The organism is Nocardia sp. NPDC004123, assembly GCF_053603795.1.
This window is the reverse complement of the sequence record NZ_JBSGGG010000016.1, coordinates 83,041-105,083: the sequence shown is the minus strand read 5'-3', so window position 1 is coordinate 105,083 and position 22,043 is coordinate 83,041. Positions and strand designations below refer to the sequence as shown.

At 68.5% G+C, this 22,043-nt stretch carries 20 protein-coding genes and 1 pseudogene; 9 read left to right on the top strand and 12 right to left on the bottom strand.

Annotation, left to right across the window (positions count from 1 at the left end; all coding sequences use genetic code 11):
• Positions 1–38 precede the first annotated feature (38 nt).
• Positions 39–1,250: a serine hydrolase domain-containing protein gene (locus ACWEQQ_RS23955; RefSeq protein ID WP_452349750.1), complete on the bottom strand. Its 1,212-nt coding sequence runs from the start codon at positions 1,248–1,250 to the stop codon at positions 39–41.
• A gap of 231 nt (positions 1,251–1,481) precedes the next feature.
• Here ACWEQQ_RS23955 and ACWEQQ_RS23950 point away from each other — a divergent pair, with 231 nt between their 5' ends.
• Both ACWEQQ_RS23950 and ACWEQQ_RS23945 read left to right on the top strand, forming a co-directional pair.
• The gene (locus ACWEQQ_RS23950) at positions 1,482–2,720 is read left to right on the top strand and encodes an MFS transporter (protein WP_452349749.1); all 1,239 of its coding nucleotides are present in this window, start codon (positions 1,482–1,484) and stop codon (positions 2,718–2,720) included.
• Positions 2,717–3,919 carry an amidohydrolase gene (locus ACWEQQ_RS23945; protein ID WP_452349748.1) on the top strand — a complete coding sequence of 401 codons (1,203 nt, stop codon included), beginning with the start codon at positions 2,717–2,719 and terminating at the stop codon, positions 3,917–3,919. The genes ACWEQQ_RS23950 and ACWEQQ_RS23945 overlap by 4 nt, the downstream gene beginning before the upstream one ends.
• A 29-nt stretch (positions 3,920–3,948) precedes the next feature.
• Here ACWEQQ_RS23945 and ACWEQQ_RS23940 read toward each other — a convergent pair whose 3' ends face one another.
• The 5 genes from ACWEQQ_RS23940 to ACWEQQ_RS23920 all read right to left on the bottom strand — a co-directional run bounded on the left by ACWEQQ_RS23940 (position 3,949) and on the right by ACWEQQ_RS23920 (position 7,635).
• A complete protein-coding gene (locus ACWEQQ_RS23940) occupies positions 3,949–4,500 on the bottom strand; it encodes a GtrA family protein (RefSeq protein ID WP_452349747.1) in 552 nt (183 codons plus the stop codon).
• A 69-nt stretch (positions 4,501–4,569) separates the two neighbouring features.
• Positions 4,570–5,637, bottom strand: a complete 1,068-nt coding sequence (locus tag ACWEQQ_RS23935) for a 2Fe-2S iron-sulfur cluster-binding protein (protein ID WP_452349746.1) — start codon at positions 5,635–5,637, stop codon at positions 4,570–4,572.
• Positions 5,634–5,843 carry a hypothetical protein gene (locus tag ACWEQQ_RS23930; RefSeq protein ID WP_452349745.1) on the bottom strand — a complete coding sequence of 70 codons (210 nt, stop codon included), beginning with the start codon at positions 5,841–5,843 and terminating at the stop codon, positions 5,634–5,636. The genes ACWEQQ_RS23935 and ACWEQQ_RS23930 overlap by 4 nt, the downstream gene beginning before the upstream one ends.
• Positions 5,844–5,852: 9 nt before the next feature.
• Positions 5,853–6,734 carry a metal-dependent hydrolase gene (locus tag ACWEQQ_RS23925; RefSeq protein WP_452349744.1) on the bottom strand — a complete coding sequence of 294 codons (882 nt, stop codon included), beginning with the start codon at positions 6,732–6,734 and terminating at the stop codon, positions 5,853–5,855.
• A 31-nt stretch (positions 6,735–6,765) separates the two neighbouring features.
• Positions 6,766–7,635 carry a metal-dependent hydrolase gene (locus tag ACWEQQ_RS23920; protein ID WP_452349743.1) on the bottom strand — a complete coding sequence of 290 codons (870 nt, stop codon included), beginning with the start codon at positions 7,633–7,635 and terminating at the stop codon, positions 6,766–6,768.
• A gap of 115 nt (positions 7,636–7,750) precedes the next feature.
• Between ACWEQQ_RS23920 and ACWEQQ_RS23915 the strand changes: the two genes are divergently transcribed.
• Positions 7,751–8,452, top strand: a complete 702-nt coding sequence (locus ACWEQQ_RS23915; protein ID WP_452349742.1) for a TetR/AcrR family transcriptional regulator — start codon at positions 7,751–7,753, stop codon at positions 8,450–8,452.
• Here the strand turns inward: ACWEQQ_RS23915 and ACWEQQ_RS23910 are convergent.
• Complete coding sequence (locus ACWEQQ_RS23910; RefSeq protein ID WP_452349741.1) at positions 8,442–8,984, bottom strand: TetR/AcrR family transcriptional regulator; 543 nt, start codon at positions 8,982–8,984, stop codon at positions 8,442–8,444. The two genes, ACWEQQ_RS23915 and ACWEQQ_RS23910, sit on opposite strands and share 11 nt — an antisense overlap.
• A 337-nt stretch (positions 8,985–9,321) precedes the next feature.
• Here ACWEQQ_RS23910 and ACWEQQ_RS23905 point away from each other — a divergent pair, with 337 nt between their 5' ends.
• A complete protein-coding gene (locus ACWEQQ_RS23905; RefSeq protein ID WP_452349740.1) occupies positions 9,322–11,121 on the top strand; it encodes an alkyl/aryl-sulfatase in 1,800 nt (599 codons plus the stop codon).
• A gap of 55 nt (positions 11,122–11,176) precedes the next feature.
• Here the strand turns inward: ACWEQQ_RS23905 and ACWEQQ_RS23900 are convergent, their stop codons facing one another.
• Complete coding sequence (locus ACWEQQ_RS23900; RefSeq protein WP_452349739.1) at positions 11,177–11,824, bottom strand: TetR/AcrR family transcriptional regulator; 648 nt, start codon at positions 11,822–11,824, stop codon at positions 11,177–11,179.
• A 104-nt stretch (positions 11,825–11,928) separates the two neighbouring features.
• Here ACWEQQ_RS23900 and ACWEQQ_RS23895 point away from each other — a divergent pair, with 104 nt between their 5' ends.
• Both ACWEQQ_RS23895 and ACWEQQ_RS23890 read left to right on the top strand, forming a co-directional pair.
• Complete coding sequence (locus ACWEQQ_RS23895) at positions 11,929–13,179, top strand: oxygenase MpaB family protein (RefSeq protein ID WP_452349738.1); 1,251 nt, start codon at positions 11,929–11,931, stop codon at positions 13,177–13,179.
• Between the two features lie 55 nt (positions 13,180–13,234).
• A complete protein-coding gene (locus tag ACWEQQ_RS23890) occupies positions 13,235–14,212 on the top strand; it encodes an NAD(P)H-dependent flavin oxidoreductase (protein WP_452349737.1) in 978 nt (325 codons plus the stop codon).
• Positions 14,213–14,320: 108 nt separating this feature from the next.
• Here the strand turns inward: ACWEQQ_RS23890 and ACWEQQ_RS23885 are convergent, their stop codons facing one another.
• Both ACWEQQ_RS23885 and ACWEQQ_RS23880 read right to left on the bottom strand, forming a co-directional pair.
• Positions 14,321–16,048, bottom strand: coding sequence for a GMC oxidoreductase (locus ACWEQQ_RS23885; RefSeq protein WP_452349736.1), 1,728 nt, complete (start codon positions 16,046–16,048; stop codon positions 14,321–14,323).
• Positions 16,049–16,103: 55 nt separating this feature from the next.
• Positions 16,104–16,226, bottom strand: a complete 123-nt coding sequence (locus ACWEQQ_RS23880) for a hypothetical protein (protein ID WP_452349735.1) — start codon at positions 16,224–16,226, stop codon at positions 16,104–16,106.
• Positions 16,227–16,665: 439 nt separating this feature from the next.
• Here ACWEQQ_RS23880 and ACWEQQ_RS23875 point away from each other — a divergent pair, with 439 nt between their 5' ends.
• On the top strand, positions 16,666–16,821 hold the full coding sequence (locus ACWEQQ_RS23875; RefSeq protein ID WP_452342516.1) for a hypothetical protein: 156 nt from the start codon (positions 16,666–16,668) through the stop codon (positions 16,819–16,821).
• A gap of 94 nt (positions 16,822–16,915) precedes the next feature.
• Positions 16,916–17,977, top strand: a pseudogene (locus ACWEQQ_RS23870) (YeiH family protein); the annotation flags it as partial.
• 52 nt (positions 17,978–18,029) lie between these two features.
• On the opposite strand, the gene ACWEQQ_RS23865 reads toward ACWEQQ_RS23870, so the two are convergent.
• Positions 18,030–19,187, bottom strand: coding sequence for a lipase family protein (locus ACWEQQ_RS23865; RefSeq protein ID WP_452349734.1), 1,158 nt, complete (start codon positions 19,185–19,187; stop codon positions 18,030–18,032).
• A gap of 227 nt (positions 19,188–19,414) precedes the next feature.
• Here ACWEQQ_RS23865 and ACWEQQ_RS23860 point away from each other — a divergent pair, with 227 nt between their 5' ends.
• Positions 19,415–19,984, top strand: a complete 570-nt coding sequence (locus ACWEQQ_RS23860) for an NADPH-dependent FMN reductase (protein WP_452342514.1) — start codon at positions 19,415–19,417, stop codon at positions 19,982–19,984.
• A gap of 79 nt (positions 19,985–20,063) precedes the next feature.
• Here ACWEQQ_RS23860 and fadD32 read toward each other — a convergent pair whose 3' ends face one another.
• Positions 20,064–21,941 (bottom strand): long-chain-fatty-acid--AMP ligase FadD32, encoded by a 1,878-nt coding sequence (gene fadD32, locus ACWEQQ_RS23855; RefSeq protein ID WP_452349844.1) that lies wholly within the window; start codon positions 21,939–21,941, stop codon positions 20,064–20,066.
• Between the last annotated feature and the right edge of the window lie 102 nt (positions 21,942–22,043).

Sequence of the window (22,043 nt, the reverse complement as noted above, 5' to 3'; positions counted from 1 at the left end):
CATCTGGATGGCTACCGGCGTGGGGCCGGTCTATCCAGTCAACGATCGGCGGCCTGCCGGGGTTCAGTGCGAGTACCCGATCGGCGTGTCGGCTTCCCGAAGGCCGCGCGGGCCAGGCGGAGGCAACGCCGGTCGCCATTGAGAGTGAGCCCGAGGCGGTTGGGAACGTAGGCGAAGGAGAGCCCGGTTTCCGGATCGGCGAAACCGAGCGAACCGCCCATACCGGGCGTGCCGTAGGCGCGGTGACCGGACGAACCGAACGGGAAGGTCGGACACGACTTCCGGAATCCGAGGTGGAATCGGGTCGTGGTCTTCAGCACGGCGTCGGGTGCCGGCACCGGTCCCGGGCCGGCGATGCGGGCCCGCACCTCGTCCGCGATCGGCAGCTCACCGGACAGCCCGGCCGCGTAGATCCGCGCCAGGCCGCGCGCCGAGCCGACGCCATTGCTGCCCGGCAGCTCCACCGACATGATCGCGGGTCGCACGAAGTCCTCGGGCATGCCCAGGTCCGGAACCGTCAGCGCCCGGAACAGCGGGCCCCGGCGCAGCAGCGCCGGAACCGCCTGATTCCAGGGCAGATTCCGCTCGTGGCGCAGGTCCAGCCCGGAGGTGCGGACCAGCCGGGCGATTCGCTCACCCCCGAGATCGGCATCCAGCCCGATCGTGAAATCGACGCCCAGCGGCCCGGAGATCTCCTCGGCGATGAACCGCCGGATGCTGCGCCCGGCCGGATCGGCGCGGCGCACCAGCTCATTGATGTACAGCCCGATGCTGACCGGGTGATAGCCCTGCCGTGTGCCCGGCGTCCACCCCGGCCGCTGTGCCGCCAGCACGCCGGCGACGCGATCCAGATCGAACAGATCGGCCAGGGTCATCCGGGTATCGCGCAGAATATGGAGGCCCACCTGGTGATCGATCAGCTGCCGGACGGTGACCTCGGCCTTGCCACGCGCCGCGAATTCGGGCCAGTATCGCGCGACCGGCTCGTCGTAGTCCAGCTGCCCGCGCGACACCAGCACGGCAAGCGTCAGCGCCGCAACACCTTTGGTCGAGGAGAACACCGGGGCTATGGTGTCCCGCTCCCACGGCAGCCGCCGGACCGCATCCCGCCAGCCGCCCCAGAGGTCCACCACGGGCGAGTCCCCATCGAACACCGCCACGGCCGCGCCGATCTCCCCGTGCTGGAAGTTGCGCCGGAAAGCGTCCGCAACCCGCCCGTACCCGTCGGCCACATACCCGTGAATAGTCATGTCCCTCATCGGACGCGAGACTACGACACGCCCAGCGCCACGCCGCACGCCACGGGTGCGGGCAGTGACTCGCGCCTCTCGAGCCCCGTCCAGCCAATTGCAGAGCGTTCACCAATCGCGCGATCAGGGCGTCACCGCCTCACATGGCGGCTCTCGGCAATTGCGCCGTATGCTCGGGCATCGGCACGAACGTGGCACCCAGCCACTACTCCCGCTTTTGAAGGGGCCTGGATGCCACGCACCACCCGGATAACCATCATGCTGCTGTTCGCGGCGTGGGTGGTCGATTACATCGATCGGACCGTGATCAATTTCGCGTTGCCCTCGATCGGCGACGACCTGGGTCTCGACCACACGCAACAGGGTCTGCTGGTGTCGGTGTTCTTCATCGCCTATGCGCTCATCCAGGTTCCCGGAGGTTTGCTGGCGGATCGGTTCGGGGCCTTGAAGGTCGGCATCGCAGGTTTGACGGCCTGGTCGATCTTCACCGGATTGACCGCGGTCGCCTGGTCTTTCGCGGTCCTGCTGGGCATCCGGTTCCTGTTCGGCTTGGTGCAGGGTGTTTTTCCGGCGGCCGCCATCAAGGCGCTGGCGGAACGCAGTCTGCCCGAGCAGCGGACGACCGCGGCGGGCTGGACGAACTCCTCCAACGCGGCCGGCCTGCTGCTGGCGGCGGTGATCGCGGGGGTCATGCTGCCCACGGTCGGGTGGCGGGTGATGTTCGGGGTCATCTCGGTGCTGGGGGTGGCGGTCATCCTGGCGTGGCGTCGATGGATGCCGGAACCGCTGGTGCAGGACGAGATTCCGGTCGCTAGCGCCGGCACGAGGGCCGAACGCCGCGCCGTGCTGCTCTCGCCCGCACTGATCGGCTTCGCGGTCATCTTCTTCGGCTACGACGTGCTGGTGTGGGGCGTCACCGCGTGGACGCCGACCTTCCTGCACGAGCAGCGCGGAATCTCCATGGGCGGCATCGCCATCGCCGCGGTGCCGACCACGCTGGCCGCGGCGGCCGGGGTGGTGCTGGGCGCCCGGCTCTCCGATCGGATCGGCGGGCGGCCGCGGGTGATCGTGGTGCCGGCCATGGCCTTCACCGCCGCCATGCTGTTCGCCCTGCCGCGCGCCGAGTCCTTCCCGCTGTTCGTCCTGCTGGGCACCACGATGAGCCTGGTGGCCGGGATGGCCTACATGCCCGCGTTCTCGGTGCCGCTGCGGTCGCTGCCGAGCGCCTACATCGGCGCGGCCACCGGGGTGATCATCTTCGGCGGGCAGCTGGCGGGTGTGGCGAGCCCGCTCGCCTTCGGTGTCATCACCGATCACGTCTCGTACACAACGGCTTTCGAAGCCATGGCCCTCGGACCGCTGCTGGCGTTGCTGGCGGCGGCCGTGGTCCCGCAAACCGCCGACGCGTTCCGCGCGACGCTGGCCCGCCGCGCCTCGGCGACCGTCCCGACCAAGGAGAGTCTCACATGACCGAGCACTGGCAGCAGGTCTACCGCCATCTGCACGCCCACCCGGAGCTGTCGGGCCAGGAGCACGCCACCGCCCGCCTGGTGGCCGATGAGCTGCGCGCCCTGCCCGGCTGGGAGGTGACCGAGAACGTCGGTGGCACCGGCGTTGTCGGCGTGCTGAGGAGTGGTCCCGGGCCGGTGGTATGGCTGCGCGCGGATATGGACGCGCTGCCGGTGCAGGAGGAGACCGGGCTCGACTACGCCTCCACGATCCCCGGCGTCATGCACGCGTGCGGCCACGACGTGCACGTCACGGCACTGCTCGGCACCTGCGCGGAACTGTCGGCGAATCCATTGCCCGGCACGGTGGTGGCGCTGTTCCAGCCCGCCGAGGAGACCGGCGCGGGCGCGCAGGGCATGATCAATGACGGTCTGCTGGAACGCTTTCCGCATCCGCGCATCGTGCTCGGCCAGCATGTGAGCCCGCTGCCCGCGGGCATCATCCTGAGCCGGCCCGGCACCCTGATGGCCGCCTCCGACTCGGTCCGGATCACCTTCCTGGGCAAGGGCGGCCACGCTTCTCAGCCCCACACCGCCATCGACCCGCTGCTCATGGCGGCCTCCCTGGTGGTGCGGCTGCAATCACTCACCGCCCGCCAGAGCGCCACCGCCGCCAGCCCGGTCCTCACCGCCGGCGCCCTGCACGCGGGCACCCGTCCCAACATCATCGCGGACACCTCCGAGGTCCTGCTCAGCCTGCGCACCTTCACCGACAGTTCGCGCAACCACATGGTCGAGGGCATCCAGCGCATGGCCGAGGCCGAGGCGGCCGCCGCCGGCGCACCCCAGGAACCGAAAGTCGAGTTCTACGACCACTTCCCGGTCACCGAGAACACCCCCGGCGACACCGAACGGGTCCTGGCCACCCTCACCGCCGCCGGCCTCCCCGTCATGCCCATGGACCACCCCATCACCGGCAGCGAGGATTTCGGCGCCTTCGGCACCGCGGCCCACGCCCCCTCCGTCTTCTGGCACATCGGCGGTATAGACCCCGCCCGCTTTACCGAGGACGACCAGGCCTACATGCTCACCGAGGGCGCCCTCCCACCCCGCTTCCCCTCCAACCACTCCCCCCGCTTCGCCCCCGACCCCGCGCAAGCCCTCCCCGCCGCCATCACCACCATGCTCACCGCCACCCGAGCCGAACTCACCCGCGCCTGAAAGCCGACGACAGGGAGGGTTCGGCAGGTTCAGGCCATTATCGGACCCATCAGAAAGGCCGGCCGTACGTCGCCGCCCGGCCGCGAATACCGAAGCGCGTCTCCGGATTCCGTGGAATGGTGTTCTTCGGTCTCCGCGGGGGATTCGGTGGACGGTGATCCGAAGACGAAGCCGCGCAGGGCCAGGAAGCGGAGCGCGCCGATGGCCGCGGTGAGGGCGATGACGGCGGCCGCGCGGGCGAGCGGGCTCAGGCCGGGCGCGTAGGAGTCGAGGGCGGCGAGAGCGGCCGTGCTGATCAGGAGGCCGATCACGGCCAGTCCGCCGCCTTCCCACTGGGCGGTGAACCAGGTGACGCGGCCGGCGGCGCGGAAGGTGAGGTGGCGGTGGAGTTCGTTGGCGATCACGGTGCTGAGGATCGAGCCGGCGACATTGGCGATCAGGGGACCGGTGCTGTTCAGGGTCAGGAACAGGACGAGGTAGGTGATATTGCTGGCGCCGCCGACCAGGGCGAAGCGGATCAGCTGGGCGAGGACGTGATCGCCGCGCAGGTAGCGCAGTCCGAGATCGGCGGTGGTATTCACCCGATTACCGTCGCCGGTGCGACTGACATCGACCTGACGTCGACCTGACGCGCGGCTTGCGTCGGGCACTCACTGGTCGAAGGCGATGTGGAGGTCGTCCGATTCGGGCAGGGTCTGGCAGGCGAGGGTCAGGCCCTGGGCCAGTTCCTCCTCGATCAGGGATTCGTTCATGAGCATGCGGGTGCGGCCCTGCTTGACGCTGCAGACGCAGGTGGCACAGGCCGATTCGCGGCACACGTAGGGGGCGTCGATGCCGTGGCGCAGCAGGACATCGAGGAGTTTCTCGGATCTCGGCCACGGCAGGGTGTGGGTTTCGCCGTCGATGTCGACCCGGACGGTCGCGACATCCGCGGCGGCCGTGCCCCGGGCGGTCGCCACGACCCGCGTGGGTTCGGACGCCACCGGGGTGTGGTGTTCGAACGGGTTGCCGGTGAGCGAGCGGTAGCTCTCCTGGTGGATGGCCCGGCCGGGAATGCGGAGCTGACCGAGGCCCCGCTCCACCGAGGACGCGAAACCCGCCGGGCCGCACACGTAGACGTCATGACGCCGGTAGGGACGCGCCCACAATGCGATTACGCGCGCGGACGGCAGCCCCCGCTCGGATTCGAGCCAGTGGGTCACTGTCAGCCGTCGGGGGTAACCGCGGGCCAGCTGCTGCAGCCGGTTCGCGAAGATGATCGATTCCCGGTCCCGGTTGGCGTAGAACAGCGCGATATTGCCGCGCCCGATGGCGAGCGCCGATTTGAGGATGGAGATCACGGGCGTGATGCCGCTGCCCGCCGCGCAGAGCAGCAGATCGCGGTCCCACACGCGTGGCACGAAATTGCCCGCCGGTTCGAGGACGGTGAGGATGTCGCCCGCGGAGACGTTGTCGCACAGCCAGTTCGAGCCGTAACCGCCCGGCGTCCGCTTGACCGTCACGGTGGGCCGGTCGTCGCAGTGCGGGCTGCTGGACAGGGAGTAGCAGCGGGCTACCGAGCCGGTGCGCTCGCTGGGAACGCGCAGGGTGAGGTATTGCCCCGGCGCGTAGGCGAAGCGGCGGGTCAGGTCGGTGGGTATATCGAAGATCAGCGAGACCGCGTCGGCGGTCTCGCTGATGACTTCGCGCACCTTCAACTGGTGGGCGCGTGCGTTCAACGGGGTCCTCCCCTGGCGCGCACCACGGCCCGCGCCACCAGATCCGGGCTCAGCGGCGAGAAGGGCAGCCGCTCGGCCAGTTCCGGAATCTGCGCGGTGAGCTGCTGCCCCATGCGCGCGAACCGCAGCGCCGTGGCCCGCCCGATCCCACTGCCCGCACCGGCGACGACCACCAGCTTCGGATCGACACTGTTGACGGCTCTCATATCGCCCCCTCAGCCGATGCGGTCCAGCAGTTCGCCGTCCGTGCCGAACAGCTCCCGCCGCCATCGTTCGAGCAGCGCGTTGGTGTCGATGTCGTCCGGGTGGAACCCCGGCCGCATATAGGGCCGCATCTCCTTCAGCAGCCCCTTCACAATCGGCCCGCGGTACAGCCGAATCGACTGCCGCGCCACCTGTACCGGCCGCCAACTGCGCGGATCACCGAGGATCGACGCGAGCACGCCGAGCGAGACCACCGGAATGGTGAAGACATACATCCCCGCCATCACGCCGATACGCACCATTTCGGTCCCGCCGGCGCTCCGGAACACATCGAAGGCCACCGACTTGTGCTCGAGCTCCTCGAAAGCGTGCCAGTTCAACAGATTCCAGACCTCCGGATCGCCGGGTATGTCCTGGATCTCCTGGGTGCCCAGGACCCGCTTGGCGAGCGTCGCCGTGTAGTGCTCGGCCGCAGCGGTCATCGCCAGATGCACCTGGCGCGGCACCGCGTTCTCGAGCGCGACCACACCCCTCTCCCGTAGCGCGCCGGGCGCGAAGGTGAACAGGCGGACGATGGGGAAGCCGTTCTCGATGAGCCGCTCGTTCAACCGCCGATGCTGCTGCCCGTGCACCGCCTCCTGGCCGATGAATCCGGCCACCCGCTTCTTGAGCACGGGATCGGTGATCTCACCGGAGAATTTGCGCACCGACCGGATGAAGGATTCCTCGCCCGGCGGAAAGGCCGCCGAGAGCACCGCAATCAGGTGGGTGAGGGGAATGTCGCCCTGGACGAACTGATGCGCCATCGGTTCGGGCTCGCCGAACCGGAATCGCATGCGCCGCACCTTCGGATAGGGCATGAGGGAGGTGCTGTCCTGCCGACCGATCGCCATTGGCCGGTCCTTTCTTGCCATGGGGTTGTGACTACTTCACGTGGTCGGCGAGCTGACCGTCCGCCCCGAAGAGTTCCTGCTGCCACCGGGACAGCAGAGCGGCGGTGTCGATGTCGTCGGGGTGGAAGCCGGGCCGCAGATACTTGCCCAGCTCCGGCATGAGCCCGCGGAAGATGGGGCCGGTGAACAACCGGTATGCCTCGCGCGCCACGCGGATCGGCTGCCGCCGCGCGGCCGGGTCGCGCCCGACGGCCAGCGCCAGGCTGATGTAGGTCAGCGGCAGCGTCAGCGAGTACATGGCGAGCATGACCCCGATACGGGTGCGCTCGGTGCCGCCGACCGCGCGGAACACGTCGAAGGCGACCGACTTGTGCTCGAGTTCTTCCAGCGCATGCCAATTCAGCAGATTCCACACTTCGGGATCGCCGGGAACGGCCTGGATCTCGTCACTGGACAGCACCCGCTCCGCCAGCACGGCGGTGTAGTGCTCGGCTGCCGCGGTCATGGCCAGGTGCACCTCGGGCGACACCCGCTCCTCGATCCACAGCATGCGCTCCCTGGCCCGCTCGGAGTCCAGCCAGGCGATGGGATAGCCCAGCTCGACCAGCTTTTCATTGAGTTTGCGGTGCTCCTGGCCGTGCATGGCCTCCTGCCCAACAAAACCAGTCACCCGTTTCTTGAGCATCGGATCGGTGACCCGGTCGGCCACCCGGCGCACCGAACGGATGAAGGACTCCTCCCCCGCCGGGAACCCGCCGGACATACCGGCCACGAAATGGCTGTAGACCATGTCGTTTTCGACGAAGTACTTGTCGCCGGATGCGCGCTGATCGAATCTGAACCTGATGCGGCGGGCCTTGGGATAGGCCTGCGCCGGAAGGGCATTCGCCATCTGGACCATCCTTGATGCAACGCGAAGTACCTAGTACTGCGTGTTCGATGTGATGCCCAGTGTAGGATTGTCCCAGACAGCACACAAGGGGTCTGCCGTAACGGATCGAATTACAATCTGCCCCATGGCCTCCCACCCGCGTCACCGCCCGGGCGAGAGGAAGGGCGATGCGCGCTACGACCGCTGGCACTCGCACCGCACCTCGGTCCGGGCCGAACTCATCGAGGCCACCATCCGCGCCATCGACGCCCACGGCCCGGATCTGTCCATCGACGATGTGGTGAAAACCGCTGGTATACCGCGTCCCAAGCTGTATCGCTTCTTCGGCGACAAGGTGGAACTACTGGCCGCGGTGAGCGGGACCGTCCAGCAGCTCATCGTCGAGCGGGTTACCCCGCACCTGAACCCCGCCGGACCGGTGCGCGATGGTCTGCGCACCACCCTGACCGCCTACATCGATCTGGTGGCCGAGCGCCCCAACCTGTTTCGCTTCATCGTCAGCTCACATGTGGTCGCGGCCTTCGGCGCGACCCGTCTGATCGAGGATGGCCGCCCACTGTCCGATACAGTCGCGGACTTCTTCTCCGGCGTGCTGCGCCTGCGCGGCGCGAACGGCGACCACACCCAGTTCGCGGTGGACGCCATGCTCGGCGCGATCGGCCTGGGTGTGCTGCGCTGGCTCAACGAACCGGCCATCACCGCAAAGGAACTCGCCGAGGAACTGACCGCCTTCGCCTGGGGCGCGCTCGCGGCCACCGCCGCCGCCCGCGGCCTCACCCTCGATCCGGACGCGCCGCTATTGCCGCTGCCCCAGCTCAGCGAATGAAGCGCTCCACCATCCGCCGCTCGCTGGCGGCATCGGCCAGCGGCCAGGCCAGCAGCGACAGCACCATGCGCACAATCCATTGCGCCGCTTCGTCATCCGGGGCGATCCCGGTGAGCAGGGTGGCGATGCGCCCCAGCTCCGGCGAGCTCGCGAAGGCCCCGTCGCTGCCGCCCGCCCGGGTGCCCGCGAATCCCTTGGCCAGCACCGGATCCGAGCGCACCGCCGCCACCGACGCCAGGATCGCCTCCACGATCCGGCGCGGGCCCTCGTAGCGCCGCACCGCCGCGGCCACCCGCTCCGCCACCGCGATCGCAGATTTGGCCATCACCGCGTCGAACAGTGCGGCCTTGCCGGGAAAGTGCCGATACAGTGTGGCCCGCGAACAGCCGACCGCGCTCGCCACCTCGTCCATGCCCACATGGTCGAACCCGCGCGCCTGGAACAGCTCCGACGCGACCCCGACGATCCGGTCCGCGGCGACCGACCGCCGCACGCCACCCGCCAGCCAGTCCACGCGCTGCTCGGTCACCATGCCCACTCCTCATCGATGAAGATCAGGTCTCATCCTGAGATGTGAGTCACGATTCGTCCAGGGTCAATGCGGCCGCCGCGGGCGGGCTACTGGATATCCGTTGGATAGCTGAATCTCCGCAATTGCACCAAATTCACCTTTGGCAGCCACCCGCAACAGACCTATCTCAAATTGCTGGAAGTTCACCCGTTCTATGTGAGGCTGGCGAAAGACGTGGCGTGAACAGCGTCCGCATACGGGCTCTGCAGGAACCCGAGATCTGCGGGCCGCTCACCAAGGCCGTCGACCTCGGAACCAACTGGATCGACAGTCGGAAAACCCAACAGTGAGGTGGCACATGACAGCAGCACCCGTTGATCGCACCGATTTCGACAATGCCGAGCGCGGATTCATCGCGCGACTCTCGCCCGCCGTGATTCCGGGGAAGAGCGGAGGCGTGGCCTACGACGCGGACTCCTTCGACTTCCTGCAGGCCGACGGCGCGGCCACCGTCCTCCCAAGCCTGTGGCGGCAGTCCCAGCTCACCGCGATGCACGGCCTCTACGAGGTGTGCGAGGCCGTGTATCAGGTTCGCGGCCTGGATATTTCGAACATCACGCTGATCGAATCGGACAACGGCGTCATCGTGGTCGACCCGCTCGTGAGCGCGGAGACCGCTGCCGCGGCGCTGGCGCTGTACCGCGCGAACCGCGGCGACCGCGCGGTCACCGCGGTGATCTACACCCACCCGCACGCCGATCATTTCGGCGGCGTGCTCGGTGTGGTCGATCAGGACACCACCGTGCCGATCATCGCGCCCGAGCACTTCATGGAACACGCCATCTCGGAGAACGTGTATGTCGGCACGGCCATGCTGCGCCGCGGCATGTACTACTCCGGCGCGAATCTGACGCGCGACCCGAAGGGGCTGGTCGGCATGGGCCTGGGCCCGGTCGCCTCGGCGGGTGAATTCGGGCTGCTCGCACCGACACTCGACATCACCGCCACCGGCCAGGAGGAAGTGGTCGACGGGGTGCGGATCATCTTCCAGATGACGCCCGGCACCGAGGCGCCGGCCGAGATGAACTTCCTGCTGCCCGACCGCAATGCGCTGTGCATGGCCGAGAACGCCTGCCACACCCTGCACAACATCCTCACCCTGCGCGGCGCCCAGGTCCGCGATGCCCGCATGTGGTCGCGGTACATCGCCGAGGCGATCGAGATGTTCATCGACCACACCGATGTCGTGTTCGCCTCGCACCACTGGCCGACCTGGGGCCGGGACAACATCGTGGAGTTCCTGATCCAGCAGCGCGACACCTACGCCTACCTGCACGACCAGACCGTGCGGCGAATGAACCAGGGCGAGATCGGAACCGAGATCGCCGAGGACTTCCCGCTGGCCCCGGACCTGGCCGCACAGTGGAACAACCGCGGGTACTACGGCTCCATCAGCCATGACGTGAAGGCCGTCTACCAGCGCTATCTCGGCTGGTACGACGCCAATCCGGCGCACCTGTGGCTGCACCCGCCGCAGGAGCAGGCCACCCGCTACGTGCAGCTGCTCGGCGGCGTGGACGCGACCGTCGCCAAGGTGAAGGAGTTCGTGGACCAGGGCGATCTGCGCTTCGCGGCCGAACTCGGCAGCCACGCGGTCTTCGCCGACCCGTCCCACGCCGAGGCCAAGGAGACCCTGGCGGCAGTGTTCGAGCAGCTCGGCTTCGGCTCCGAGAACGCGACCTGGCGCAACTGTTTCCTCACCGGCGCACAGGAACTCCGCCGGGGCGTCGCCCCCACGGCGATCGCCGCCAGCCAGGCGGTAGCCCTCGCCATGAGCATCACCCAGCTGTTCGACACGCTGTCGCTGAACATCGTCGGATCCCAGGCGTGGGACGAGAAGTTCAGCATCGCTTGGCATTTCACCGACAGCGGCGAGGAGTACCGGATGGAGCTGAGCCATGGCGCGCTCATCCACCATCCGGCCACCCGCAAGCGGGATGCCGATCTCGACATCACCCTCACCAAACTCGGCCTGCTGCAGCTGATGGCGACCGGAAAGTTCGACGGCCTGCAGACCAAGGGCGATACCGGGGTGTGGAAGCGGCTCACCGGCCTGCTCGACAAGGCCGATCCCAATTTCACGATCGTCGTGCCCTGACGCCCGGGAGACCACCGGACCGCCAACCGGAAGATCCGCGCCGCCGAAAAGGGACTCAGTTAGACGCCATTTCGCGTTGCACGGTGGCCGTGATCTCGGACGCGGTCAGGATCATGGCCACCAGGAAGTCGATGAGCTGGGCACGGTCGATGTCCAGCTCGTCGCGCAGCCATTCGATGAGGATCTCCAGGCCGCCGTGGGCGACCGTGCGGGCGGCGAGCTCGGCGTGCACTCCGGTGACGGCGGCGTCGCCGAGCAGTTCGCGCCCCTGATCGAGCATGACCTGGGCGACCACATCGATGAGTTCGGTACGGCGGCGGCGCAATTCGTCGGTGGTCTGCATATCGATGGCCAGCCGGCGGCGGGCGGGATGATCGGCGATGGCGGTGACGCCGGCCTCGATCACGGCCCGCAGGCGGATCCGGGTGTCGGCGGGCGCGGCGGCGATGACGCCCATGACCGCGGCGACGACCTCGGCCAGCTGCTCGTCGACCAGTTCGTACAGCAGCCGGTCGGTGTGGCTGTAGGTCTCGTAGAAGTAGCGATCATTGAGCCCGGCGCGGGCGCACAGCGCCCGCACCTTCAACCCGCCGATACCCTCCTCGGCGATCACCTCCAGCGCGACTTCGCGCAGCCGCTCGCGCCGCTGGTTCCGGCGCTCATCAGCGCTGAGACCGGCGTATCGGCCACGGGGTATGTCCACGGTTCCGCCCTGTCTGTTGCCATGCCGCAAGGTTTGGTGAAGACTATCACCAAAGTTCTGGTGACATCCTTCACCAGAATCTGAACGCACCCAGGAGGCACGCAATGACGCGTTCCGAATTGCCCGATCCGGTGATCTTCCGGGAGTTCCCGTTCAATATCGGGGTCAAGGTCCTCGCCCCCGGAGATATCCGTCCGACCCCCGAGCAGCAGGCCGCCTACCGCAAGTTCACCAAGATGGGCGACCCGCAGGCCGACGCCGTGGTCGAGATGTTCCGGCGACTGCCGACCGGGCAGGGCCGGGCCATGTTCGAGACGGCCCTGGAGCGCGGCATCGACGCGGTGCCGGACGCGCCCGCCGAGCTGAAAGCCTTTTTCGCGCACATCGATTCGGTGCCGTTCTGGCTCGACCAGGACAAGATGGACCGGGCCGCGCGGGTCAGCGGCCGGGTCGGGCCGTGGGCGACCAACCTGGCCCTGTCCATGTTCTCGCTCAATGGCGGCTACCTCGCCTCGCGGGCGGGCAAGGTGCTGGTCGGCACCGGCGGGCTGTCGGCCGAGACCATGGCGCCCCGCCGGGTCGTCGAGACCGCGACCTGGTGGATCGACGTGACCGCGCCGGGCGGACTGGAGCGGTTCGCGCCGGGATTCAAGAACACCGTGCGGGTGCGCATCATGCACGCGCAGGTGCGGGCGGGCATGAACCGGCGGCCGGACTGGGATTACGAGCAGTGGGATCAGCCGCTCAACCAGTCCCTGACCGCGGGCACGCTGATGTTGTTCTCGCTGGCCACGATTGCCGGGTGCAATGCCGTCGGGCTGCGGTTCTCGAAGAAGGAGAAGGCGGCCGTCTACCACCTGTGGCGGTATGTCGGCCACCTCATCGGGCTCGATCCCGAGATCCTGCCGGCCGACGAGACCGACACCTGGCGGCTGCTGTGGCTGCAGGCCGACTACGAATTCCTGCCCGACGAGGACTCGCGGCGGTTGTCCAAAGCGCTGGTGTCCGCGCTCGGCCCGATCTATGGGTTCGACGGGCCCGGCCTGCGTTCCCGCGCACTGCGCTGGGCGTTCACCATGTACTCGGTCTCCTACAGCCGAATCCTGCTGGGTAAGACCAACTCCGACTTCCTGGAGATGCCCTACAGCCGCGTCTTCCTGGCGACGGTGCTGGCCACGGCGGTCGTCAACGGCGTGCTGGAGGTGCCGCGCCGGGTCATTCCGGGCGCGACCCGGCTGAGCGAGCGGCTGGGCCGCCGCGCCACCGAGCGCATGATGCGGCGGGCCGCCCTCGTGAACAATCCGGACCGCAGTTACGCCCGCCACGATCGGCTGGCCGAAACCCGCGCGGCCTGAACTTCTTACCGGCGGTAACCTACGCCGGGTAACCCCTTGATGAAGGAACTGGTCAATGAGCCTGCCGCCCATCCTGTCCGAGCGCCTGCGCCTGCCCGCGGTCGCCTCCCCCATGTTCATCGTGTCCGGGCCCGAGCTGGTGATCGCCCAGTCCAAGGCGGGCATCGTGGGTTCGTTCCCGTCGCTGAACGCGCGGCCACAGTCGCTCTTCAAGGAGTGGCTGGTGCGGATCAACGAGGAGCTCGCCAAGCACGACGCCGACAATCCGGAGCAGCCGGCGGCGCCGTACGCGGTCAACCTGATCGTGCACAAGAGCAATGACCGGCTGGAGGAGGACCTGGCCACGGTCGTCGAGCACCGGGTGCCGATCGTCATCACCTCGCTGGGCGCGCGGCCCGATGTCAATGAGGCCGTGCACTCCTACGGCGGCATCGTGCTGCACGACATCATCAACAATGTGTTCGCGCACAAGGCCGTCGAACGCGGCGCCGACGGCCTGATCGCGGTGGCGGCGGGCGCGGGCGGGCACGCCGGGCCCCAGTCCCCCTTCGCGCTGACCCAGGAGATCCGGTCCTGGTTCGACGGCCCGCTGCTGCTGTCGGGGTCCATCGCGCACGGCCGCTCCATCCTGGCCGCCCAGGCCGCGGGCGCGGACCTGGCCTACATCGGCTCGGCCTTCATCGCCACCGACGAGGCCAATGCGGTGCCCGGGTACAAGCAGATGATCGTCGACTCCGGCGCGGGCGATATCGTCTACTCCAACCTCTTCACCGGCGTCCACGGCAACTACCTGCGCGGCAGCATCACCGCCGCCGGCATGGACCCCGACAACCTGGGCCAGTCCGACCCGTCCGCCATGGATTTCGGCACCGGTGAATCCGACTCCACCACGCCCGGAGCCAAGCCGTGGAAGGACATCTGGGGCTCGGGCCAGGGCATCGGCGCGGTCGACGCCGTGCGCCCGGCGGCCGACCTGGTCGAACGCCTCATCCGCGAATACGACGAGGCCAAGGCCCGCCTGCTGGCGCTCTGACCGCACCCGCTCCGCCGCCGCGAAAGGCCGGGCGCACCCGCGCCCGCCCTTTCGCCGTCGACGCTCGACGACTTTCCCGATGAGGCCATGCGATCCAGAGTCGGGGGATCAGTTGTCCGCGTGTGTCTTCACACCTTCGTTGCAGCCGACCAGTGGGAGCCGCAGGGCGGCCGGGGCGGTGGGCGGGACGACCGGGTTGCGGGGCGGAATCGGGGGTAGACGGCGGTAGGCCCCACCCACCTCCGGGCGGGGGTCGGGCTCACCCTTGTTGGGCCACAACGAGAGTGCGCGTTCGGCCTGGGCGGTGATGGTGAGCGACGGGTTGACGCCGAGGTTGGCCGAGATGGTGGAGCCGTCGATGACGTGCAGGCCCGGGTGACCGTAGAGCCGGTGGTAGGCATCGACGACGCCGGTGGCGGGCGAGTCGCCGATGGCGCAGCCGCCCAGGAAATGTCCGGTCATGGGGATCTTCAGAATGCTGGAGCTGGCGCCGATGGGGATGCCGTCGATGGCGTCCGCCACCCGGCGGGCGACCTCGTGCCCGGCGGGGACCCAGGTCGGATTGGGCTGGCCCTCACCCTGTTTGGTGGTCATGCGGCGGCCGAACAGCCCACGCTTGGTGTAGGTGGTGATGGAGTTGTCCACCGACTGCATGACCAGCAGACCGATGGTGCGCTCGGACCAATGCCGCGAATTGTGCACCCGGACCGCGTCACGTGGCCGACGGCCGGCCGCTCGCAACCAGAGCCGCCAGCGCGGGGTGTCGCCCTCGTCGTCGACCATCAGAGTGCTCATCACGCCGAAAGCATTGCTGCCCTTGCCATAGCGCACCGGCTCCACATGGGTGTCGTGGTCGGGGTGGATCGAGGACGTGATCGCCACGCCCTTGGTGTAATCCGCGTGCTCGTCACGGCTGCGCACGCCGAGCAATTCCTCGGAATTGGTGCGTGACAGATAGCCGAGCCGGTCGGAGATCCCGGTGAGCGAGCCCCTGTCCCGCAGCCGGTGCAACAGTCGCTGGGTCCCGAGCGAGGCGGCGGCGAAGATCACGTGCTCGGCGGTGAATTCGCGACGCTGCTTGCGGACCACGCGCCCGGTACGGACGGTCTCCACCGCGTAGCCGCCGCCGCTCAGCGGTCGCACATCGGTGACCGTGGTGAGCGGATGCACTGCGGCGCCGGCCTTTTCGGCCAGATACAGATAGTTCTTGACCAGCGTGTTCTTGGCATTGTGCCGGCAGCCCGTCATGCATTCACCGCAGTGGGTGCAGGTGCGCCGGTCCGGCCCGGCGCCGCCGAAGAACGGGTCCGGCACGTCCTCGCCGGGGCGGCGGCCGGGTCCGCCGAAGAAGACGCCGACCGGGGTGGGCTGGTAGGTGTCGCCGATTCCCATCCCCTCGGCCACGCCTCGCAGCACGCGATCCGCCGGGGTGGTCGCCGGATTGGCCGTGACGCCCAGCATGCGCTTGGCCTGGTCGTAATGCGGGGCGAGCTCGTCCTTCCAGTCGGTGATGTGACCCCACTGCCGGTCCGCGTAGAACTTGTCCGGCGGCTCGTAGAGGGTGTTGGCATAGACCAGCGAGCCGCCGCCGACACCCGCCCCCGCCATCACGAAGGTGTCGTTCAGCAGCGCCAGCCGCTGAATTCCGAAGCAGCCCAGGGCCGGCGCCCACAGGTACTGCCGCAGCCGCCACGAGGTCTTCGCGAACTCGTGGTCCTCGAAGCGGCGGCCGGCCTCCAGCACGCCGACGCGGTACCCCTTCTCGATCAGCCGCAAGGCGCTCACGCTGCCGCCGAAGCCGGAACCGATGACGAGGACGTCGTAGTCGAATCGCATTGCTACTCCTGGGATTCTGCGTGGGCGACCGGGGTGAGCCGGTAGTCGGCGGCGTTCAGGCGACGGGTCGCGCGGCGGTATCCGGTGACGGTGCCCGGCCAGTTGCTGGTGATGCGCCCGGCATGCCGAGGCCGCCGAAGCCGGTGCCGATGATGACGATCGACGGGCTGGTGGTCATGCGTCCCTCTCCTCACCTCGATGTGCTCGAGTCCGACGCCACGACCTGCACGTATCCCGTCATGAAAGAGCGACGGCCACAAAATCAACACTTTCGGCCATAATCTGCGCCGCCATCCCGAGGCGGTCGGCACCTCCTACCGCGCGCTGCTCGACGAGGTGCGCCGCACCCTGGCCGCGGAGATGCTGACCGCGACGCCACTGTCGGTGGACGACATCGCCATTCGGCTCGGGTACACCGAGGCCACCCCCGTTCATCCACGCGTTCAAATGCTGGACCGGCACCACACCGGCCGCCCATCGGCGCGCGCACCGCCGCGACTGAGCGGAAACAGCACGACCGAGCTGGAATCAGGCCGATTCCAACGCTGTCCGAAATCCTCCGGGCACCCCATAGTGCAGACCTGCTGTACTGCGCTTTTTCGACCTGGAGGCCCCTGGTGAACAGTCCCAATCCCGCGCCGGAGACATCCGCCGCCCGGCCGTCGTGGCCCGACGCCCTCGGACGTCTGGGTGCCGACTGGTGGTCGCTGATCGTGTCGGGCGTGGTGACCGTGCTCGCCGTGTTCGACGTGCTGCCGAAGATTCCGTGGTGACGCCGTGAGCGACATCGCCGTGAATCTCGGGAAGAACGCCGAAACCGGCTCCGGGGCAGCCGACTTCGACGAGCCCCCGGGTCCGCTCACCGTTGCCCGCCTGCTCGGCTACGTCCCGGGCATCCTGCTGCTCATCGCGGTCGGCGTGCTCGGCAAGTACGCGCAGATCTGGTGGAACGCCGCCGCCAAGCATCAGCACTGGACCGTCCCCGATATCGAATACGTGCTGTGGGCCATCCTGATCGGCCTGCTCATCACCAATACCGTTGGCCTGCACCCGATCTTCCGGCCCGGTGTCGGCACCTACGAGTTCTGGCTCAAGATCGGCATCGTGGCGCTCGGCTCGCGCTTCGTGCTCGGCGATGTCGCGAAGCTGGGCGGTGCCAGTTTCATTCAGATCCTGGTCGACATGACCGTGTCGGGCGCGATCATCCTGGCGGTGGCGCGCCGGCTGGGTCTGTCCGGCAAGCTCGGATCGCTGCTGGCCATCGGCACCGCCATCTGCGGGGTGTCGGCCATCATCGCCGGCAAGGGCGCGATCCGGGCCCGCAATTCCGATGTCGGCTACGCCATCGCGGCCATTCTCGCGCTGGGCGCGGTCGCGCTGTTCGCGCTGCCGCCGCTCGGGCACGCCATCGGGCTCAGCGATCACGAGTTCGGGCTGTGGGCGGGCCTCGCCGTGGACAACACCGCCGAGACCACCGCCACCGGCTATCTGTTCTCCGATGAGGCGGGCAAGATCGCGGTACTGGTGAAGTCCACCCGCAATGCCCTCATCGGTTTCGTGGTGCTGGGCTTCGCGGCCTACTGGGCGGCGCGCGGCGAGGCCGACGCGATCGCGCCCGGGCTGCGGGCGAAGGCGGTGTTCGTGTGGTCCAAGTTCCCGAAGTTCGTGCTGGGCTTCCTGGCCGTGTCCGCGGTGGCGACCTTCCACTGGCTGAGCAAGCAGCAGGTCACCAACCTGGCCAATGTGTCCCGCTGGGCCTTCCTGCTCACCTTCGCGGGCGTCGGGCTCAATACCAATCTTCGCGAGCTGGCCAGGACGGGCTGGCGGCCGCTGGTGGTCGCCGTGGTCGGCCTGGTGACCGTCGCGGTGGTCTCACTCGGGCTGGTGCTGTTCACCTCGCGCGTCCTGCATTGGGGTGTCGCGGGCTGAGATTCGCGGGAAAGGCCAGGATCCGTCGGTGGATCCCGGCCTTTCCCGATGATTACGCCCCGCGGAGCAGCACCGGAGCGTCGGCCTCCTCGGTGAAACGCTCGGAGAGGAACCGCATGGCAGGTCCCGCGAAGGCCATCGCGCCGCCGATGTGTTCACGTCCCCGCATGGTGTGCATGGTGACGTCCGCACCCAGCGCCTCCCACTCCTCCGCGAGGCGCACGGCCTGCGGATACGGGATGACCTGCTCGCTGGTGCCGCCGGCCACCAGAACCGGTGTGGCGGGCGCGATTCCGCCCAGCCGGTTCTCCAGCAGCCGGGCCTTGACCTCGGGCACGTCGAACGGGGGCCGGTGGCAGAAGGTCGAGACCTTCGTGGGCACGACCAGACCCGCACCGATCCCCAGCACGGCCGCGGCGGCGACATGGGTGTGGCGGAACAGCGCGGCCAGGGCGCGGCCCTGCGGCTTGAGGTGCTGCAGCACATTCAGTTCCGGATAGGCGGCCTCGATGCCGAGCACACCGTAGAAGAGCAGGAAGGCGTAGGGCGTGCCGTCCAGGAACTTCACCATGTCGACCATGTCGGCCGGCGCCGAGCCGACCACGCCGCCGGCGAGCGGCAGGTCAGGGGCATAGTCGGGCTGCAACTGCAGCGCCCAGCCCGCGGCATTGCCGCCCTCGGAGTAGCCGTAGACGCCCAGCGGGCCATCGGGATCCAGGTCCGCCTCGGGCAGCCGGCGCGCGGCGCGCATGCTGTCCAGGACAGCCGGGCCCAGGGCGCGGCCCATGACGTACGGGTGCAGACCCGGAGTGCCCAGGCCCGGATAGTCGGTGATGGCGAGCGCCCAGCCGCGGCGCAGGGCGGCGCGGAGGAAGACCGATTCGTACTCCAGCCCGAACCGCAGCTGCCAGGACGCGGCGGCGACCGTGCTCGCCAGGCCCTGCGTGCCGACGGCGTACCCGACCAGCGGGCGCGGGCCGGGTCCGCGCCACGGCGTGTTCGGCACCAGCACGGTGCCGCTGACCTGCGTCGGAGCCCCGGTGGCGGTGGTCGATGTGTACTTGATGCGCCAGGCGCGAGCAGGCAGCGGAATCCCGGGCAGCATCCGTGCGGTCATCGGTTCGGCGGCCAGCAGCCTGCCGGGTTCGAACGCACCGGGATATCCGGCACCGACCGCCGCCTCGTCGAGGCGGTTGGTGTTCGCAGTCATCGTTGCCTGCCCTTCTTGCACACACTCGCGTTATGCAGTTGTCGCACAACCGGACCTGAGGGGGCGGCGTCAGCTGTCCCGGACAGTTCGGTCGAACGGAACCATACCCACTATGAGAGATAGCGACACCTCTTGTCACAACAACTCCCATTCGGTGGGACGGCGCATAGGAGTCAACGACCCCGTGACCTCGAAATACTCCCGGCCCCAGCCATGTTGGCGCAGTTGTGACTATTCCCCGCATCCTGTTGATTTCGGGCAGCACTCGCGAGGGCTCGACGAACACCGCCGCGCTGCGCTCGATCGCCGCCGACGCCGGGTCCGACTTCGAGGCCGTCCGGTACCAGGGCCTGCTCGACCTGCCCGCTTTCATCCCCGGTGACGAGCCCGAGCCGCCCGTGGTCGAGGCCCTGCACCGGCAGCTCGCCGCGGTCGACGCGGTGCTGTTCTGCACCCCGGAATACGCGGGCATGATCCCCGGCAGCCTGAAGAACCTGCTCGAGTGGACGGTCGGCAATGCCGATCTCAGCGACAAGCCGGTCGCCTACGTGAACGTCGCCTACGAGGGCCGCGGTGAGGCCGCTGTGGCCACCCTGCGCACCGTGCTCGGCTACGTCGGAGCCGAGTTGGTCGAGGCGGCCTGCGGCCGCATCACCGTGCTCCAGAGCGGTATCGGACCGGATGGCCTGGTTGCCGATGCGGATGCCCGCGCCCGCCTGAATGCCGCCGCCCGCACCCTGGCCGCGCATGCTGCCCACCCCGCTGAGCAGCTCACCTCGGTACAACTCGACAACTGACGCATCCCCTCGACCCGAAACGCCGAGTGGCACACCTCCGGGGTCTCCCGGAGGTGTGCCACTCGCCGAGGAAAGCCGGTCAGTCGGTCTCGTCCGGGAACGCCTGCTGGCGGTGGCCGCCGCGGAGGGTGCCCTCCAGGTAGGCCGCCTTGCAGGCGCGGCGGGCGATCTTGCCGCTGGAGGTGCGCGGAATCGAGCCCGCGGGAACCAGCAGCAGGTCCCGCACGGTGACGCCGTGGCGCTTGGCGATGGCCGCCCGCACGATCTCGGTGATCGGCTCCGGATCGAGCTTGGCCGCGCCGGTACCGCGTTCGGCCACGATGACCAGTTGCTCGGAGGCGGAGGCGGGCGCGCCGGTGTCGACCGCGACCACCTCGGCCGGGAGCTGATCCCCCGCGACCGAGAAGGCCGCCACGAAACCCGGGCGCAGGGCGGTGCTGGCCTCCTGGGCGGAGTACTCCAGATCCTGCGGATAGTGGTTGCGGCCGTCCACGATCACCAGGTCCTTGACGCGGCCGGTGATGAAGAGCTCGCCGTCGTAGTACGCGCCGAAGTCGCCGGTGCGCATCCAGTTCCCGTCCGCCGCCGCACCTTCCGCGCGGCTCGCGGGCTGCCGGGAGGTGAGCCTGTTGTGGAACGTGGCAAGGCTCTCCTCCGGACGGCCCCAGTAGCCGCGGCCGATGTTCGCACCGTGCAACCAGATCTCGCCGACCTCGCCCTCGGCCTTCTCCGCGCCGGTGTCCGGGTCCACGATGGCCGCCCACTGGGACTTCGCCACGTAGCCGCAGGACACCTGGGCCACAGCGTTTTCCGCGTGCTCGTCGACCTCGACCATCTGCCCGGCATTGAGCCGGGTACGGTCCACCCAGACCGTGCGGGCCTCGTCCTCGCGCTTGGTGGCGGAGACGAACAGTGTGGCCTCGGCCATGCCGTAGCAGGGTTTGATGGCGGTCTTGGGCAGGCCGTACGGGGCGAAGGCGTCGTTGAACTTCTGCATCGAGGTCAGCGACACCGGCTCGCTGCCATTGATCAGTCCGATGACATTGGACAGGTCCAATTCCTCACCGGCCTTGGGCAATCCGCGGGCCGCGGCGTGCTCGAAGGCGAAATTCGGTGCGGCGGCGAAGATCTCGGCGCCGTCCTCCTGGGCGGCCAGCTCCTTGATCCAGCGGTAGGGCCGGCGCACGAAGGCGCTGGGCGACATGATGGTGATGTACTTGCCGCCGATGGTGGGCAGGATGACCGTCAGCAGCCCCATGTCGTGGAACAGCGGCAGCCAGGTGACGCCGCGGGCCTTCTCGGTGATGCCGATGGCATCGATCATCTGCAGCAGGTTGGTGCCGACCGCCCGGTGCGTGATCTCCACGCCGGCCGGGGTGCGGGTGGAGCCGGAGGTGTATTGCAGGTAGGCCACATCGTCCATCTGCACGTGCGGCCGTACCCAGCTCTCCCCCACGCCGTCCGGGATCGCCTCGACCGCCACGATGCGCGGACGCTGCGGCGCGGGTAGGTGTTTGAAGATCTCGCGCACCCCGGAGGCGGCCGCACCGACCGTCAGGACGGCCGCGGGCCTGCAGTTCTCGAGCACGGCGTACAGCCGGTCGGTGTGCCCCTGCTCGTCCGGATCGAACAGCGGTACCGCGATATTGCCCGCGTACACCGCGGCGTACATGGCCACGATGTAGTCGAGTCCCTGCGGCGCCAGGATGGCGACCCGGTCGCCCGGCTGCGTGACCTGCTGTAGTCGGGCGGCTACGGCGCGCAGCCGGAGGCCGAAGCGATTCCACGTGATGTCGTGGTACTCGCCGTCGCGTTCGCGTGAATAGTCGATATAGCGGTAGGCGAGCTCGTCCCCGTTGGCCGCGGCGTGCTTGTCGAGCAGGTCGACCATGGTCTGGTTGTCAGGGATCTTGATGTTGCCGTGCTCGTCCAGATAGTCATCGATGGTCTCGCCGATCATTCCCTATCCTTTTTCAACTCACAGTCGTCAGAACTGTGCAGTGACACCGAACAAAGATCGACACGAAAGCCCGAATGTAGCTGGGGGCTGGGGAACTCT